We start from the raw sequence: 13,036 nt of genomic DNA on the forward strand, positions 1-13,036 counted from the left end.
TCGTTGCGACGAAACGGGCGGTCTTTTTGGGGTCCAGACCCACTATTTGTCAGGGTTTGCGGCCGACGATCCGGCCCGTGCGGGCATCGACATAGACAACGACCACCTGGCTGCCGTCCATGAATTTGAGCTTGTAGATCATCCGTCCCGCATCGAACTGCGGTCCGCCAAGATAGGTCATGTCGTTGTAGGGCGGGCGCGAACGGATATCCGCGACCAGCTTGTTCAGCGGAACCACCTGCCCCTGCGCCGCGGCCTGGCGCAGATTGTCCTGATCACGGTCGCCGCGCGCGAGCGCGGGGGCGCCTGCCGACAGCAGCAGGGCGGAGATCAGCGAAAGGGTCAGGGTGCGGGTCATGGCCGTTTCTCTAACGCGAAAGCATTGAATAGGCGATGAATGGGCGGGTCAGCCACGGTTCGGGTTTCCACCATGGCGCGAAGGGCCATGGTGGGCGCGACAGGGATTGAACCTGTGACCCCACCCGTGTGAAGGGTGTGCTCTACCGCTGAGCTACGCGCCCGTCCCGGTGCGAACCGAAGTCCGGCGTCCGAAAGCCGGACGTCCATAGCCGCTGGCGCGGTGAATGCAACGCCCATTTGCCCGAAAATTCGCCCACCGACCGACTGGTAATGCAAATCGGGCCGCAGCTTGCGCCGCGGCCCGAGATGTTTTTACCAAAAGGCGCGGGCCAACTTAGTTGACGGCGTCCTTGAGGGCCTTGCCGGCCTTGAACTTCGGCTGGTTCGACGCCGCGATGGTCATCGTTTCGCCGGTGCGCGGGTTGCGACCGGTCGATGCCTTGCGCTTGCTGACCGCGAAAGTGCCGAAGCCGACGAGACGGACTTCGCCGCCCTTCTTCAGCGAGCCGGTGATCGCGTCGAAGACAGCTTCCACGGCCTTGCTGGCATCACCCTTGGTCAGGCCGCTCGAATCGGCGACGGCGGCGATCAGGTCTTGTTTGTTCATGCCTAAGGAACCCCTGCATTATGGTTGAATGATTCTCATGGCCCGAAGCCATGGCGCGCCACTAACGATGTTTGCCCCTGTCTTGTCAAAGCAAAAAAGGGCGAAAAACGTTCCAAAACGTCGATTTTGCGACGAATTTGGGGTGAAACGCCCCCGAGCGGCGGCGCCTCAGTGCCGAATCGCCGATTCGGGGTCGCTTCCCGGCGGCACCGGCGGCGACGCGGCAAGCTCGTCGGCCTCGGTCCATTCGATCGGCACGACCGGCGACACGAGCGCTTCGGCCAGCACCTGATCGACATGGTTGACCGGGATGATCTTGAGCCCGCTCGTGATATTCGCCGGGATTTCAACGAGGTCCTTTTCATTTTCCTCGGGTATCAGCACCGTCTTGATGCCGCCGCGCAGCGCCGCGAGCAGCTTTTCCTTGAGCCCGCCGATCGCGAGCACGCGCCCGCGCAGCGTGACTTCGCCCGTCATCGCGACGTCGCGGCGCACCGCGATCCCGGTCAGCGTCGAAATCATCGCGGTGACCATGCCGACGCCCGCCGACGGGCCGTCCTTCGGCACCGCGCCTTCGGGCAGGTGAATGTGGATATCCTTGCGCGCGAACAGGCTCGGCTTGATGCCATAGGCCGGCGCGCGCGCCTTCACGAACGACAGCGCCGCCTGCACCGACTCGGTCATCACTTCGCCAAGCTTGCCGGTGGTACGCACCTGTCCCTTGCCCGACGCGGTGACCGCTTCGATCGTCAGCAATTCGCCGCCGACCTCGGTCCATGCCAGCCCGGTGACGGCGCCGACCTGATCCTCCAGATCGCCCATGCCGTGGCGGAACTTGCGCACGCCGGCGAATTCGGAAAGATTGTCCGGCGTAACGGTGACGCTTTCCGCCTTGCCTTCGAGAATGCGGCGCAGCGCCTTGCGCGCCAGCCGCGCGATCTCGCGTTCGAGCGTGCGGACGCCGGCTTCGCGGGTGTAATAGCGGATGAGGTCGCGCAGCCCCTCTTCGGTCAGCTCGAACTCGCCGGCCTTCAGCCCGTGCGCCTCGACCTGCTTGGCGATCAGGTGCAGCTTGGCGATCTCGACCTTTTCGTCCTCGGTATAACCTTCGAGCCGGATGATCTCCATGCGGTCGAGCAAAGGCTGCGGCAGGTTGAGCGAATTGGCGGTGGTCACGAACATTACGTCGCTGAGGTCGACGTCGACCTCCAGATAATGGTCCTGAAACTTGCCATTCTGTTCGGGGTCGAGCACCTCGAGCAGCGCCGAGGCCGGATCGCCGCGAAAATCCTGACCGAGCTTGTCGATCTCGTCGAGCAGGAACAGCGGGTTCATCGTGCCGGCCTTTTTGAGGTTGGTCACGATCTTGCCCGGCAGCGAGCCGATATAGGTGCGGCGGTGGCCGCGGATTTCGGCCTCGTCGCGCACGCCGCCCAGCGACTGGCGCACGAATTCGCGGCCCGTCGCCTTCGCGATCGAACGGCCGAGCGAGGTCTTGCCGACGCCCGGAGGGCCGACGAGGCACAGGATCGGCCCCTTCAGCTTGTTGGTGCGCGCCTGCACGGCGAGATATTCGACGATCCGGTCCTTGACCTTTTCGAGCGCATAATGGTCGTCGTCGAGGACGGCCTGCGCCTTGGCGATATCCTTCTTGAGCTTCGACTTCTTGCCCCACGGCAGGCCGATCAGCGTGTCGAGATAGTTGCGGACGACCGTCGCTTCGGCGGACATCGGCGCCATCGCGCGCAGCTTCTTGAGCTCCGCCTGCGCCTTCGCCTTCGCCTCCTTCGACATTTTGAGGCTGTCGATCTTGAGCTGCAACTCGGCCAGGTCGTCGCCACCCTCGCCATTGTCGTTGCCGAGCTCGCGCTGGATCGCCTTCAACTGCTCGTTGAGATAATATTCGCGCTGGCTCTTTTCCATCTGGCGCTTCACGCGGCCGCGGATCTTCTTTTCGACCTGCAGCACGCCAAGCTCGCCCTCCATGAAGGCGAAGACCATTTCGAGCCGCTTCGACGGCGCATCCTCGACGAGCAAGGCCTGCTTGTCGGAGACCTTGATGTTGAGGTTGCCCGCAACCGAGTCGGCGAGGCGCGAGGCGTCTTCGATCTGCGACAGCTGCACCGCGGTTTCGGCGGGCATCTTTTTGTTGAGCTTGGCGTAATTTTCGAACTGGTCGACGACCGAACGCATCAGCGCGGCAGTATCGACGCTGTCGTCGACCGTGTCGCCGATCGGCTTGACGCTCGCCATCACCGCCTTGTCTTCGTCGGCGAGCGACAGCAGCTTCGCGCGCTCCTTGCCTTCGACGAGCACGCGAACGGTGCCGTCGGGCAGCTTGAGCAGCTGGAGCACGGTCGCGATCACGCCGACATCGTACAGGTCGTCGCGCTGCGGATCGTCTTCGCCCGGATCGAGCTGCGCGACGAGGAAGATTTCCTTGTCGCTTTCCATCGCGGCCTCGAGCGCGGCGACCGAGCGGTCGCGGCCGACGAACAAAGGTACGATCATGTGCGGGAAAACGACGATGTCACGCAGCGGAAGAAGGGGATAAGATTGCGTCATTACGGCTCCTGGGCGGGCCCCGCGACCGGGCGCACCGCCCTTTCTTATAGGTGGTTCGTCGCTAATATGGCGTAACTTCGCACGCATTCAATGTAGGAGTGCTGAACAGGAAGAATAACGTCGCCCCCGCGAAGGCGGGGGCCGCTATCGGCCTGATACTGCGCCGCAACGTAAAGCGACGGCGGCCGCTCCCAGAGGCACGTGACTCTGGTCGCCCTTCGCGGGGGCGACGGATAATCAGAACGGCAGCTTGAAACCCGGGGGGAGCGGCAGGCCGCTCGTCATCTTGCCCATTTCCTCATTGCTCGCGGCATCGGCTTTTTCGCGCGCGTCGTTGAACGCGGCGGCGAGCAAATCCTCGAGCATCTGTTTGTCCGAAGGAACGATGAGGCTGTCGTCGATGTGGATCGCCTTGATGCGGCCCTTCGCGGTCGCGGTGATCTTCACCAGACCGCCGCCCGACACGCCTTCGACCTCGACGCTGTCGAGCTTCGCCTGCGCCTCCTGCATCTGCGCCTGCACGGTGGCGGCGGCTTCCTGCGCCGCCTTCATCATTTCTTCGATCGATTTCATAGGTTCGACCTATGGCGATTGTCGTCGTCTTCGACAAGCCTCGCCTCGGGAAAAGCGGTCAGGGCGGCCTTTACGACAGGCAATTCGCGGATTCGCGCATCATTATCGTCGAGCTTCGCCTGCCGCACCTGCCCAAGACTCGGCCGCGCGTCACCCTCGCCCGGCCGCACCTGCCAGCGGCTGCCGGTGTGGCTCAGCAGCGCCTCGCCAAGCCGCCGCGCGAAATCGCCGTCGAGCGCGGGAACCGGTGCGTAGACGAGTAGGCCGGGCTCGAGCTCGACAAGCTTGAGATCGTCATAAACTTGACGCGCAAGCTGATGATTGCCCGAGCTTTCGAGGAGTTGGTGAATTTGCGCGATCGTCAGCGCCGAAGCCGGCATTTCGGCCGCGGGCGCTTCTGCGGGCGATGCCACGGAAGTATCGCTTTGCGCCGAAGGCGCCGCGGGCGCGACCATCGGCGTCGCCGGCACACCGCCCTTTTCGAGCAGCTTCGCAAGCTCGCCCGGATCGGGCATCGACGCGGCGTAGATCACGCGCAGCAGCAGCATTTCGAGATGTTCGAGCGGATTGTTCGCGCGCAGCACCTCTTCATGCCCCTTGAGCAAGAGCTGCCAGAGGCGATTGAGCGGCGCGAAACCGAGCTTTTGCGCCCAGTCGCCGATGCGTTCGCGGTCCGATGCAGCAAGCGCGGGGTCGTCGTGGCGCGAGACCTTTGCCAGCGTGATCGCATGCGTCAGGTCCATCAACCCGCGCACCATCGCGACAGGCTCGATCCCAAGCGCATATTGCGACCGCGCCAAGTCGATCGCGCCACCCGCGTCGCCGCCCAAGATCGTCGCCATCAACTGCGCGATCGACGTGCGATCGGAGAGGCCGAGCATCACGCGAACCTGATCGGCACTGATCTTTCCCCCGCCGTCGAGATCGGCGTGCGCGATCGCCTGGTCGAGGATCGACAGGCCGTCGCGCACCGATCCCTCGGCGGCGTTGGCGATCAGCCAGATCGCCGGCGCCTCGGCCTCGACGCCTTCCTTCTGCAGGATCGCGCTGAAATGCGCGAAGAGCATGTCGGGGGTGATGCGGCGAAGGTCGAATCGCTGGCAGCGCGACAGCACCGTCACCGGCACCTTGTTCACTTCGGTCGTCGCGAACAGGAATTTGACGTGCGGCGGCGGCTCTTCCAATGTTTTCAGCAATGCGTTGAACGCGTTGCGCGACAACATATGCACTTCGTCGATGATGTAGATCTTGTAGCGCGCCGACACCGCGGCATAGCGCACGGCCTCGATAATCTCGCGCACATCGTCGACGCCGGTGTTCGACGCGGCGTCCATTTCGATCACGTCGATATGGCGGCCTTCGGTGATCGCGCGGCACGGCTCGCACACGCCGCATGGGTCGATCGTCGGCCCGCCCTGCCCGTCGGGACCGATGCAGTTCAAGGCTTTGGCGATCAGGCGCGCGGTCGACGTCTTGCCGACCCCGCGCACGCCGGTCATCAAAAAGGCGTGCGCCAGCCGGTCGCGCGCGATCGCATTGCCGAGCGTGCGCACCATCGCGTCCTGACCGATCAGTTCGGCGAAGGTCTGCGGGCGATATTTGCGGGCAAGGACGCGGTAGGGACCCGATGACGCCTGCGGCACCGTCTCGGGCAGATCCATTCCCAGCATCGGGGTATCGTCGTCGGCGGAATCGTCCATGGCCCCGTCTTAGGGGGACGCTGCGGTCTTGTCGAAGGGGGAAATGGGTGGAAGCCGGAACGACCCGCGGCGAATTCGTTGCGGCTGCTTCCTTCCGGACCTGACCGGGTTGGCGAAGACCACGTCCGCCCGACTTCCGCTGCGCATATGGCGAGGAGCGCGGGGAAATGCAAGCGGTGGTCCCAACCCTCCACTTCGTCATTCCGGCGAAGGCCGGAATCTCGACCTCGCGCCCTGACGCCTCGGCGAGATCCCGGCCTTCGCCGGGATGACGAAAACGGGCTAGCGCGGTCCCTGCATATTGCGGCTTTCGGCCGGGATATGGACGGTCAGCCCGTCGAGATCGTCGGTCAGCACGATCTGACACGACAGGCGGCTGGTGCGGCGCACCCCGGCGGCGAGGTCGAGCATATCTTCCTCCATCTCGCTCGCGGGCGGCAGGCGGTCGAAATCCTCTTTCGCCACAATGACGTGGCAGGTCGAGCAGGCCATTTGGCCCTCACACGTGCCTTCGAGCGGCATCAAATGCGCCTGCGCGACGTCGAGCAATATGTCGCCGGCCTGCGCCTCGGCCTCGGTGCGCGCCTTGCCGTCGGCGTGGATGAAGGTGACGCGCATCAGTTCACGCCCTGCAATCGCGCGGCGTCCTTGATCGCATTCAGACCCTCGCGCAGTTCCCGCTCGCTCGTATAGCGCCCCCAGCCAAGCCGGATCGACGCGCGCGCGTCGGCTTCGCCGATCCCCATCGCGCGCAGCACATGGCTGACCTTGCCCGAACCGCTACCGCAGGCGCTGCCGAGCGAAAAAGCAACGTCGCGCGCGTCGGACATCAGGCGGAGGCCGTTCACGCCGTCGCGCCGGACGTTGAGATTGCCGTGGTAGCGCGGGTTTTCGGCGCCATTCAGCGTCCATTCGGGGAGCATATCGCGCGCGAGCGACCAGAGCCGCTCGACATGCGCGGCGTCCTTGTCGAAGCGTTCGGCGGCGAGCGCGGCGGCGGCGCCGAAGCCGGCGCAGAGCGCGGGCGAAACGGTGCCCGAACGCATCCCCTGCTCCTGCGCGCCGCCGAACATCAGCGGCGGCAGGTCGACGCCGTCCCGGACCCACAGCGCGCCGATGCCCTTGGGTCCGTGGATCTTGTGCGCCGATATCGCGATCAGATCGGGGCCGTCGGGAATGGCGACGCGGCCGTAGCCCTGCACCGCATCGCAGAGCAGCAGGCTGTTCTTCGCATGCGCCGCCGCGGCGAAATCCGCGACGGGCTGGATCGTGCCGACCTCGTTGTTGACGAGCATCGCCGCGACGACGCCGCCTTCCGGGATCAGTGCGTCATCGGGCGGCAGGGCCAGCCCTTCGCCGTCGGCCGGGAGGATCGTCGCATTCAGCCTTTCGAGGCATTGCAGCGAGGCTGCATGTTCGATGCTCAGCCCCGCGACGCCGCCCGGCATGACCTCCGCGCCGCGCAGCAGCGCCCAGTTGAGCGCCTCGGTCGCGCCCGAGGTAAAGAAGACGCGCCCGCCCTTCGGTAGCAGCGCCGCGACCTGGTCGCGCGCGACCTCGACCGCTGCTGCGGCGGCGCGGCCGGCCTTGTGCGTGCTCGAGGGATTCGCAAAACTATCGCCCTCACCAGCCCCCTCGAGCCAGCGCAGCATCGCCTCGCGCGCCTCGGGAGCGAGCGGCGTAGTGGCTTGATAGTCGAGGTAAATCATCCGGCGCGAAAGTCCTTATTGCGAAAGATTCGCAAAAGTTGCATGTTGAGACCTATTTTCTATATAGGCGCCAATCTCGCTCCGCCACCCCGCCCCTCGGCGAATCACTGGCAAGCCCAAGACATATAGAAGGTGCGCCCATGCCCGACGTCATTTTCCCCGGCCCCGAGGGCCGCATCGAAGGCCGTTTCTCCCCCCCGCCGCGTCCACGCGCGCCGGTCGCGCTGATCCTGCACCCGCACCCGCAGGGCGGCGGGACGATGAACGACCGCATCACCCAGGCGATGTACAAGAGCTTCGTCGCGCGCGGTTTCGCGGTGCTGCGCTTCAACTTCCGCGGCGTCGGCCGCAGCCAGGGCACGTTCGACAACGGGATCGGCGAACTCTCCGATGCCGCCTCGGCGCTCGACTGGGTCCAGTCGATCCATCCCGAAGCGCAGACCACCTGGATCGCAGGCTTCAGCTTCGGCGCGTGGATCGGCATGCAGCTCTTGATGCGCCGCCCCGAAATCCGCGGCTTCCTGTCGGTCGCGCCGCCGGCGAACATGTACGACTTCAGCTTCCTCGCCCCCTGCCCCTCGTCGGGCATCATCGTCGCGGGCGGGCAGGACGAGATCGTGCCGCCGAGCGCGGTGCAGAAGCTGGTCGACAAGCTGCGAACGCAAAAGGGCATCACGATCCATCACGACGAAATCCCGCGCGCGAATCATTTCTTCGAGCATGAGCTCGACCAGCTGATGAAGTCGCTCGATAACTATCTGGATATGCGCCTCGCGCCCGATTCGCCGATCCGCTGACGAAATGATCCTCCCTGTGCCGCAGGCATGGGGAGGTGGCAGCGGCGTAGCCGCTGACGGAGGGGCCAATGGCGCAACGTCGCTGCCCCTCCACCACCGCTTCGCGGCGGTCCCCCTCCCCACCGCTTCGCGGCAGGGAGGATCTTTTATTATTTCACCGGCACCAGCCAGATCGCGACATTCGCGAACATCACCAGCGCGGCGACCAGCATCAGCCGCGCGCGGCGACGATCGCCCTTGCGGAAGACGATGACGGCACCGCCGGTAAGCAGCACCCCGGTCAACATCAGGATGGACATGATCGTGTCGGACATGGGGCGGCTTTATCGGCGCCGTCACAAATTTGCCACCTCGCTTATGGCCAATTCGCGCGGCTTGGCCTAAAGGCCGCTCATCGATTCCCTTAGACCCCTCGGGAGCCGCATCATGCGCATCGCCATCGCCTCCGACCACGCCGCTTACGAGCTGAAAGCCGCGCTTGCCGATTGGCTGCGCGAACAGGGGCATGAGGTCGAGGATCTCGGCACCAACGGCCCCGAAAGCGTCGACTATCCCGACTATGGCTATCGCCTCGGCGCCGCGATCGCTGAGGGGCGCGCCGACCGCGGCGTCGCGCTATGCGGTTCGGGCATCGGCATTTCGATTTCGGTCAACCGCAACCCCGCCGCGCGCTGCGCACTCGTGTCCGAGCCGCTGTCGGCGAAACTCGCGCGCGAGCATAATGACGCCAACGTCGTCGCGATGGGCGCGCGCCTGACCGGCATCGACATGGCCAAGGCGTGCCTCGACGCCTTCCTGACCACCGAATTCGCCGGCGACCGCCACGCGCGCCGCGTGGACAAGCTTTCCAATCCTCCCGTCAATTTGGCCCAACTGGAGACCAGCCGATGACCACCGAAACGCTCGACAAGCCCATCAAATCGGCCGGCTATTTCACCGACGGCGTCGGCACAGTCGACCCCGCGGTCGCGGCGGCGATGAAGCATGAACTCGAACGCGAACAATATCAGATCGAGCTGATCGCGTCGGAGAATATCGTTTCGAAGGCGGTGCTCGAAGCGCAGGGCAGCGTGTTCACCAACAAATATGCCGAAGGCTATCCGGGCCGCCGCTATTATCAGGGCTGCGCCCCGTCGGACGAGGTCGAACAGCTCGCGATCGACCGCGCGAAACAGCTCTTCGACTGCGGCTTCGCCAACGTCCAGCCGCATTCGGGCGCACAGGCTAACGGCGCCGTGATGCTCGCGCTGACCAAGCCGGGTGCAACGATCCTCGGCATGAGCCTCGACGCCGGCGGCCACCTGACCCACGGCGCGGCGCCCGCCATGTCGGGCAAATGGTTCAACGCGGTGCAATATGGCGTGCGCGCCGACGATCATCTCGTCGATTTCGACCAGGTCGAGGCGTTGGCGAAGGAACATCGCCCGTCGCTGATCATCGCGGGCGGCTCGGCCTATCCGCGCACGCTCGATTTCGCGCGCTTCCGCGCCATCGCCGACGATGTCGGCGCGCTGCTGATGGTCGATATGGCGCATTTCGCCGGCCTCGTCGCCGGCGGCGCGCATCCCTCGCCGATGGAGCATGCGCATGTCGTCACCACGACGACGCACAAGACGCTGCGCGGCCCGCGCGGCGGCATGATCCTGACCAATGACGAAGCGATCGCCAAGCGCATCAACTCGGCGGTCTTCCCCGGGCTGCAGGGCGGCCCGCTGATGCACGTCATCGCCGCGAAAGCCGTGGCCTTCGGTGAAGCGTTGCGCCCCGAGTTCAAAACCTATGCGAAGGCGACCATCGCCAATGCCCAGGCGCTTGCGGGCCGGCTGAAGGCGCGCGGCGCCGATGTCGTCGCGGGCGGCACCGACACGCACCTCGCGCTGATCGACCTCCGCCCGCTCGGCATCACCGGCCGCGACGCCGACGAGGCGCTCGAGCGCAGCGCGATCACCTGCAACAAGAATGGCGTGCCCTTCGACCCGCTGCCGCCGGTCAAGACCAGTGGCATCCGCGTCGGATCGCCCGCGGGCACGACGCGCGGCTTCGGCATCGCCGAGTTTGAAGAGATCGGCGATATGGTCGCCGACGTGCTCGAAGCGTTGCGCGACAAGGGCGAGCATGGCGACGCCGACGTCGAAGCCAATGTCCGCGGCCGCGTCCGCGCGCTGTGCGAGCGCTTCCCCATCTATCAGGGATAAGACGATGGCGCGGCAGCACCCCGAGGAACCGACGCTGGTCGAGTTGACGATCGAAGAGATCAAGGCGATGGGCAAGCAGGGAATGGATCATCCCTCGACGCGTCCGGTACTCGTCGGGGCCGGGATCGGTACGGTTCTGGGTGCGGCGCTGCCGGTGGTGAGCTGGCCGGTCGGCCTGTTCGTCGGGGCGGCTGTTGTGCTGCTCAACCGGGTGAAACGCTAGGCCTATGCGCTGCCCCTATTGCGGACATGAAGACAGCCAGGTGAAGGACAGCCGTCCGACCGAGGACGGCGCGGCGATCCGCCGTCGCCGCCAGTGCGAGGATTGCGGCGCGCGCTTCACGACCTTCGAGCGCATCCAGCTCCGCGAAGTCGCGGTGCTCAAGACGGGCGGGACGCGCGAACCCTTCGACCGCGAGAAATTGATGCGCAGCGTTCAGATCGCGTGCCGCAAGCGCCCGATCGACGGCGCGCGCATCGAACGGCTGGTGTCGGGCATCCAGCGCCAGCTCGAAACCTCGGGCGAAAGCGAAGTGCAGGCACAGCAGATCGGCGCAATGGTGATGGAGGCGCTCAAGGGCTTCGACAATGTCGCCTATATCCGCTTCGCCAGCGTCTATCGCGATTTCACCGAAGCCAAGGATTTCGAGGAATTCGCCTCGACGATCACCGAGGCTGCGCGGCCGATCAAATGACCGCGGCCGCCCCGCCCCCCGTCATCGTCCTCGTCCGTCCGCAGCTTGGTGAGAATATCGGCAAGGCGGCGCGCGCGATGCTCAATTTCGGGCTGACCGAACTGCGCCTCGTCGCCCCGCGCGACGGCTGGCCCAATCCCGATGCCGGCCCGGCGGCGTCGGGCGCCGATGCCGTGCTGGCCGAAGCGCTGGTTTTCGATACGCTCGCCGACGCGGTCGCCGATTGCACGACCATCTATGCCACCACGGTGCGCAAGCGCGGCGTCACCAAACCGGTGCTGACGCCGGAAGCGGCCGCCCGCGAGGTCCATGCCAGCGCGGGACGCTCGGCCTATGTTTTCGGGCCCGAACGCTCGGGACTCGAAACCGACGACGTCACCCTCGCGCACAAGATCGTCACCGTGCCGATCAACCCCGAATTCGCGTCGCTCAACCTCGCGCAAGCGGTGATCCTGCTCGCCTATGAATGGTCGAAAGGCGTCGCGCTGGCGAGCCCGCCCGAAGTGCCGCTCGATCCCCCGGCGGAGCATGGCGTACTTGAGGAATTCATCCAGCATCTGGAGCGCGATCTCGACAAGAGCGGTTATTTCTTCCCGCCCGAACGACGCGAAATGACGCTGCGGACCTTGAGGAACGCGCTAACCAAGACGGGCTGGTCTTATAATGACATCCGCATGATGCACGGCATCGTTACGGCGCTTGGCCGCCCAAAAGAAAAGAGCTAAGCCCGCAGAATCATATAATATAGGATCGATGCCTCCATGATGACGCTCATTCTTTCGCTCGCACTCGCCGTGGCCGGCGCGCCGGATCAGGCTGCCAGCGACCAGACCGCCTCGGTTCAGACGGCCAAACCTGCCAAACCGAAGAAAATCTGCAAGTCGACGAAGATGACCGGCAGTTCGATCGGTCGCCGCGTCTGCAAGACCCAGGAGCAATGGGCCGCGCAAGCCCGCGACGGCACACAATCTCTCGATCTGGTCGACCAGGGCTACAAGGCCAATACCGGTAACGGCGCGGTCAATTAATACCGGTCTCGGTCCTGCAACATCGCATTTGGTCCGACAGGTTCGCGAGGTGCAGGAAGAACGGGCCAGGTATCCCATGCGGCTGAACGAAGCTGGCGACCAATCGCCCGGACGCAGTAGAGCCGCCTCTTTACACGGAGCGAACAGTTTATGATTTCCGCGATGCTTTCCCTTGCCTTGGCGGCAAGCGCCGCCAATAGCGCAGAGGCCCCGGCAAAAGCAGCAAAACCCAAAAAGGTCTGCGAAAAAATCGAGGTCACCGGCAGCACTGTACCCAAACGCGTGTGCCGCACGGTCGTCGAAACCGCGAAGCCGAAAGACGAGACGGCCCCGGCACCCGCCGAAGCCCCGGCAGGCGGTTCAACCAACTAACCGGTCTCAGCGATCGGCGCGCGCGCGGTCCCATTCGACCGCCTCATAAGCGATCGACTGTTCGACCAGTTCGTTCCACACCGCGCGCAGCCGCTCGGGCTCCAGCCCGGCAGCTTCGGCTGCGCGCGCGACATTGCCCAGCACCTCGGCCTTGCGCGCTTCATCGCGGACGGCATTGCGGTCGGTCTTGATGCGCGCGGCGGCATCCATATAGCCGAAGCGGCGGACGAGCAGCGCAACGAGTTCGCGGTCGACCTGATCGACCCCGGCGCGGACCTCGATCATCGTTTCGCATTGTTCTGGAAGTTTGGCGGACGTCATGCGCGCTGCCTTTAGCGGCTTTTTCGCCGCTGTCGAGCGGCGGGCTTGCCGCTTGACTTTACCGACCTCTCCGTCTAACCGCGCGCCTTCGCAATGGACCCCGCACCCCGGTGA

Annotated in this window: 17 protein-coding genes, 1 tRNA gene and 1 other RNA gene; 8 read left to right on the forward strand and 11 right to left on the reverse strand. The window is 65.1% G+C overall.

Annotated elements, in window-relative coordinates:
* Nucleotides 1-49 precede the first annotated feature (49 nt).
* The 9 genes from OVY29_RS07345 to OVY29_RS07385 form a co-directional block, all read right to left on the reverse strand.
* A complete protein-coding gene (locus OVY29_RS07345; RefSeq protein ID WP_037557903.1) occupies nt 50-358 on the reverse strand; it encodes a PepSY domain-containing protein in 309 nt (102 codons plus the stop codon).
* An 88-nt stretch (nt 359-446) separates the two neighbouring features.
* Nucleotides 447-521 (reverse strand) — tRNA-Val (locus tag OVY29_RS07350).
* 173 nt (nt 522-694) lie between these two features.
* Complete coding sequence (locus OVY29_RS07355; protein ID WP_037510426.1) at nt 695-967, reverse strand: HU family DNA-binding protein; 273 nt, start codon at nt 965-967, stop codon at nt 695-697.
* A gap of 168 nt (nt 968-1,135) precedes the next feature.
* Nucleotides 1,136-3,532 carry an endopeptidase La gene (gene lon / locus OVY29_RS07360; protein ID WP_037557901.1) on the reverse strand — a complete coding sequence of 799 codons (2,397 nt, stop codon included), beginning with the start codon at nt 3,530-3,532 and terminating at the stop codon, nt 1,136-1,138.
* 237 nt (nt 3,533-3,769) lie between these two features.
* Nucleotides 3,770-4,105 carry a YbaB/EbfC family nucleoid-associated protein gene (locus tag OVY29_RS07365; RefSeq protein ID WP_037557899.1) on the reverse strand — a complete coding sequence of 112 codons (336 nt, stop codon included), beginning with the start codon at nt 4,103-4,105 and terminating at the stop codon, nt 3,770-3,772.
* The gene (locus tag OVY29_RS07370; protein WP_081933264.1) at nt 4,102-5,805 is read right to left on the reverse strand and encodes a DNA polymerase III subunit gamma/tau; all 1,704 of its coding nucleotides are present in this window, start codon (nt 5,803-5,805) and stop codon (nt 4,102-4,104) included. Before OVY29_RS07370 ends, OVY29_RS07365 begins: the two co-directional genes overlap by 4 nt.
* 43 nt (nt 5,806-5,848) lie before the next feature.
* An RNA gene (ffs, locus tag OVY29_RS07375) (signal recognition particle sRNA small type) lies at nt 5,849-5,946 on the reverse strand.
* A 141-nt stretch (nt 5,947-6,087) separates the two neighbouring features.
* Nucleotides 6,088-6,423 carry a 2Fe-2S iron-sulfur cluster-binding protein gene (locus OVY29_RS07380; protein WP_037557897.1) on the reverse strand — a complete coding sequence of 112 codons (336 nt, stop codon included), beginning with the start codon at nt 6,421-6,423 and terminating at the stop codon, nt 6,088-6,090.
* Nucleotides 6,423-7,514: a cysteine desulfurase family protein gene (locus OVY29_RS07385; RefSeq protein ID WP_037557895.1), complete on the reverse strand. Its 1,092-nt coding sequence runs from the start codon at nt 7,512-7,514 to the stop codon at nt 6,423-6,425. Before OVY29_RS07385 ends, OVY29_RS07380 begins: the two co-directional genes overlap by 1 nt.
* Before the next feature lie 140 nt (nt 7,515-7,654).
* On the opposite strand from OVY29_RS07385, the gene OVY29_RS07390 reads away from it, so the two are divergent.
* On the forward strand, nt 7,655-8,311 hold the full coding sequence (locus OVY29_RS07390) for an alpha/beta hydrolase (protein ID WP_037510410.1): 657 nt from the start codon (nt 7,655-7,657) through the stop codon (nt 8,309-8,311).
* 149 nt (nt 8,312-8,460) lie between these two features.
* Here the strand turns inward: OVY29_RS07390 and OVY29_RS07395 are convergent, their stop codons facing one another.
* Nucleotides 8,461-8,625, reverse strand: a complete 165-nt coding sequence (locus tag OVY29_RS07395; RefSeq protein ID WP_200880227.1) for a hypothetical protein — start codon at nt 8,623-8,625, stop codon at nt 8,461-8,463.
* Between the two features lie 112 nt (nt 8,626-8,737).
* Here OVY29_RS07395 and rpiB point away from each other — a divergent pair, with 112 nt between their 5' ends.
* The 7 genes from rpiB to OVY29_RS07430 all read left to right on the forward strand — a co-directional run bounded on the left by rpiB (nt 8,738) and on the right by OVY29_RS07430 (nt 12,601).
* Nucleotides 8,738-9,202 (forward strand): ribose 5-phosphate isomerase B, encoded by a 465-nt coding sequence (gene rpiB / locus OVY29_RS07400; protein ID WP_037557894.1) that lies wholly within the window; start codon nt 8,738-8,740, stop codon nt 9,200-9,202.
* Nucleotides 9,199-10,506, forward strand: coding sequence for a serine hydroxymethyltransferase (glyA, locus tag OVY29_RS07405; RefSeq protein ID WP_037557893.1), 1,308 nt, complete (start codon nt 9,199-9,201; stop codon nt 10,504-10,506). The genes rpiB and glyA overlap by 4 nt, the downstream gene beginning before the upstream one ends.
* A gap of 4 nt (nt 10,507-10,510) precedes the next feature.
* Nucleotides 10,511-10,729 carry a hypothetical protein gene (locus OVY29_RS07410; protein ID WP_037557891.1) on the forward strand — a complete coding sequence of 73 codons (219 nt, stop codon included), beginning with the start codon at nt 10,511-10,513 and terminating at the stop codon, nt 10,727-10,729.
* Nucleotides 10,730-10,733: 4 nt separating this feature from the next.
* Nucleotides 10,734-11,201 (forward strand): transcriptional regulator NrdR, encoded by a 468-nt coding sequence (nrdR, locus tag OVY29_RS07415; RefSeq protein WP_037557889.1) that lies wholly within the window; start codon nt 10,734-10,736, stop codon nt 11,199-11,201.
* A complete protein-coding gene (locus OVY29_RS07420) occupies nt 11,198-11,926 on the forward strand; it encodes an RNA methyltransferase (protein ID WP_037557886.1) in 729 nt (242 codons plus the stop codon). The genes nrdR and OVY29_RS07420 overlap by 4 nt, the downstream gene beginning before the upstream one ends.
* 36 nt (nt 11,927-11,962) lie before the next feature.
* Nucleotides 11,963-12,229 carry a hypothetical protein gene (locus OVY29_RS07425; protein WP_037557884.1) on the forward strand — a complete coding sequence of 89 codons (267 nt, stop codon included), beginning with the start codon at nt 11,963-11,965 and terminating at the stop codon, nt 12,227-12,229.
* A gap of 150 nt (nt 12,230-12,379) precedes the next feature.
* Entirely contained in the window at nt 12,380-12,601 is a 222-nt protein-coding gene (locus tag OVY29_RS07430; RefSeq protein ID WP_152567713.1) for a hypothetical protein, read from the forward strand.
* Between the two features lie 6 nt (nt 12,602-12,607).
* Here the strand turns inward: OVY29_RS07430 and OVY29_RS07435 are convergent, their stop codons facing one another.
* The gene (locus OVY29_RS07435; protein ID WP_037557881.1) at nt 12,608-12,922 is read right to left on the reverse strand and encodes a chorismate mutase; all 315 of its coding nucleotides are present in this window, start codon (nt 12,920-12,922) and stop codon (nt 12,608-12,610) included.
* Nucleotides 12,923-13,036: the final 114 nt, after the last annotated feature.

The sequence above is a fragment of the Sphingopyxis sp. SE2 genome (genome assembly GCF_032227185.1).
GTDB lineage: Bacteria > Pseudomonadota > Alphaproteobacteria > Sphingomonadales > Sphingomonadaceae > Sphingopyxis.

Excerpts from the sequence above, each read along its gene's own strand:
- OVY29_RS07345 (WP_037557903.1), bottom strand. The coding sequence starts at position 358 with ATGACCCGCACCCTGACCCTTTCGCTGATCTCCGCCCTGCTGCTGTCG.
- OVY29_RS07355 (WP_037510426.1), bottom strand. The coding sequence starts at position 967 with ATGAACAAACAAGACCTGATCGCCGCCGTCGCCGATTCGAGCGGCCTG.
- lon (WP_037557901.1), bottom strand. The coding sequence starts at position 3,532 with ATGACGCAATCTTATCCCCTTCTTCCGCTGCGTGACATCGTCGTTTTC.
- OVY29_RS07365 (WP_037557899.1), bottom strand. The coding sequence starts at position 4,105 with ATGAAATCGATCGAAGAAATGATGAAGGCGGCGCAGGAAGCCGCCGCC.
- OVY29_RS07370 (WP_081933264.1), bottom strand. The coding sequence starts at position 5,805 with ATGGACGATTCCGCCGACGACGATACCCCGATGCTGGGAATGGATCTG.
- OVY29_RS07380 (WP_037557897.1), bottom strand. The coding sequence starts at position 6,423 with ATGCGCGTCACCTTCATCCACGCCGACGGCAAGGCGCGCACCGAGGCC.
- OVY29_RS07385 (WP_037557895.1), bottom strand. The coding sequence starts at position 7,514 with ATGATTTACCTCGACTATCAAGCCACTACGCCGCTCGCTCCCGAGGCG.
- OVY29_RS07390 (WP_037510410.1), top strand. The coding sequence starts at position 7,655 with ATGCCCGACGTCATTTTCCCCGGCCCCGAGGGCCGCATCGAAGGCCGT.
- OVY29_RS07395 (WP_200880227.1), bottom strand. The coding sequence starts at position 8,625 with ATGTCCGACACGATCATGTCCATCCTGATGTTGACCGGGGTGCTGCTT.
- rpiB (WP_037557894.1), top strand. The coding sequence starts at position 8,738 with ATGCGCATCGCCATCGCCTCCGACCACGCCGCTTACGAGCTGAAAGCC.
- glyA (WP_037557893.1), top strand. The coding sequence starts at position 9,199 with ATGACCACCGAAACGCTCGACAAGCCCATCAAATCGGCCGGCTATTTC.
- OVY29_RS07410 (WP_037557891.1), top strand. The coding sequence starts at position 10,511 with ATGGCGCGGCAGCACCCCGAGGAACCGACGCTGGTCGAGTTGACGATC.
- nrdR (WP_037557889.1), top strand. The coding sequence starts at position 10,734 with ATGCGCTGCCCCTATTGCGGACATGAAGACAGCCAGGTGAAGGACAGC.
- OVY29_RS07420 (WP_037557886.1), top strand. The coding sequence starts at position 11,198 with ATGACCGCGGCCGCCCCGCCCCCCGTCATCGTCCTCGTCCGTCCGCAG.
- OVY29_RS07425 (WP_037557884.1), top strand. The coding sequence starts at position 11,963 with ATGATGACGCTCATTCTTTCGCTCGCACTCGCCGTGGCCGGCGCGCCG.
- OVY29_RS07430 (WP_152567713.1), top strand. The coding sequence starts at position 12,380 with ATGATTTCCGCGATGCTTTCCCTTGCCTTGGCGGCAAGCGCCGCCAAT.
- OVY29_RS07435 (WP_037557881.1), bottom strand. The coding sequence starts at position 12,922 with ATGACGTCCGCCAAACTTCCAGAACAATGCGAAACGATGATCGAGGTC.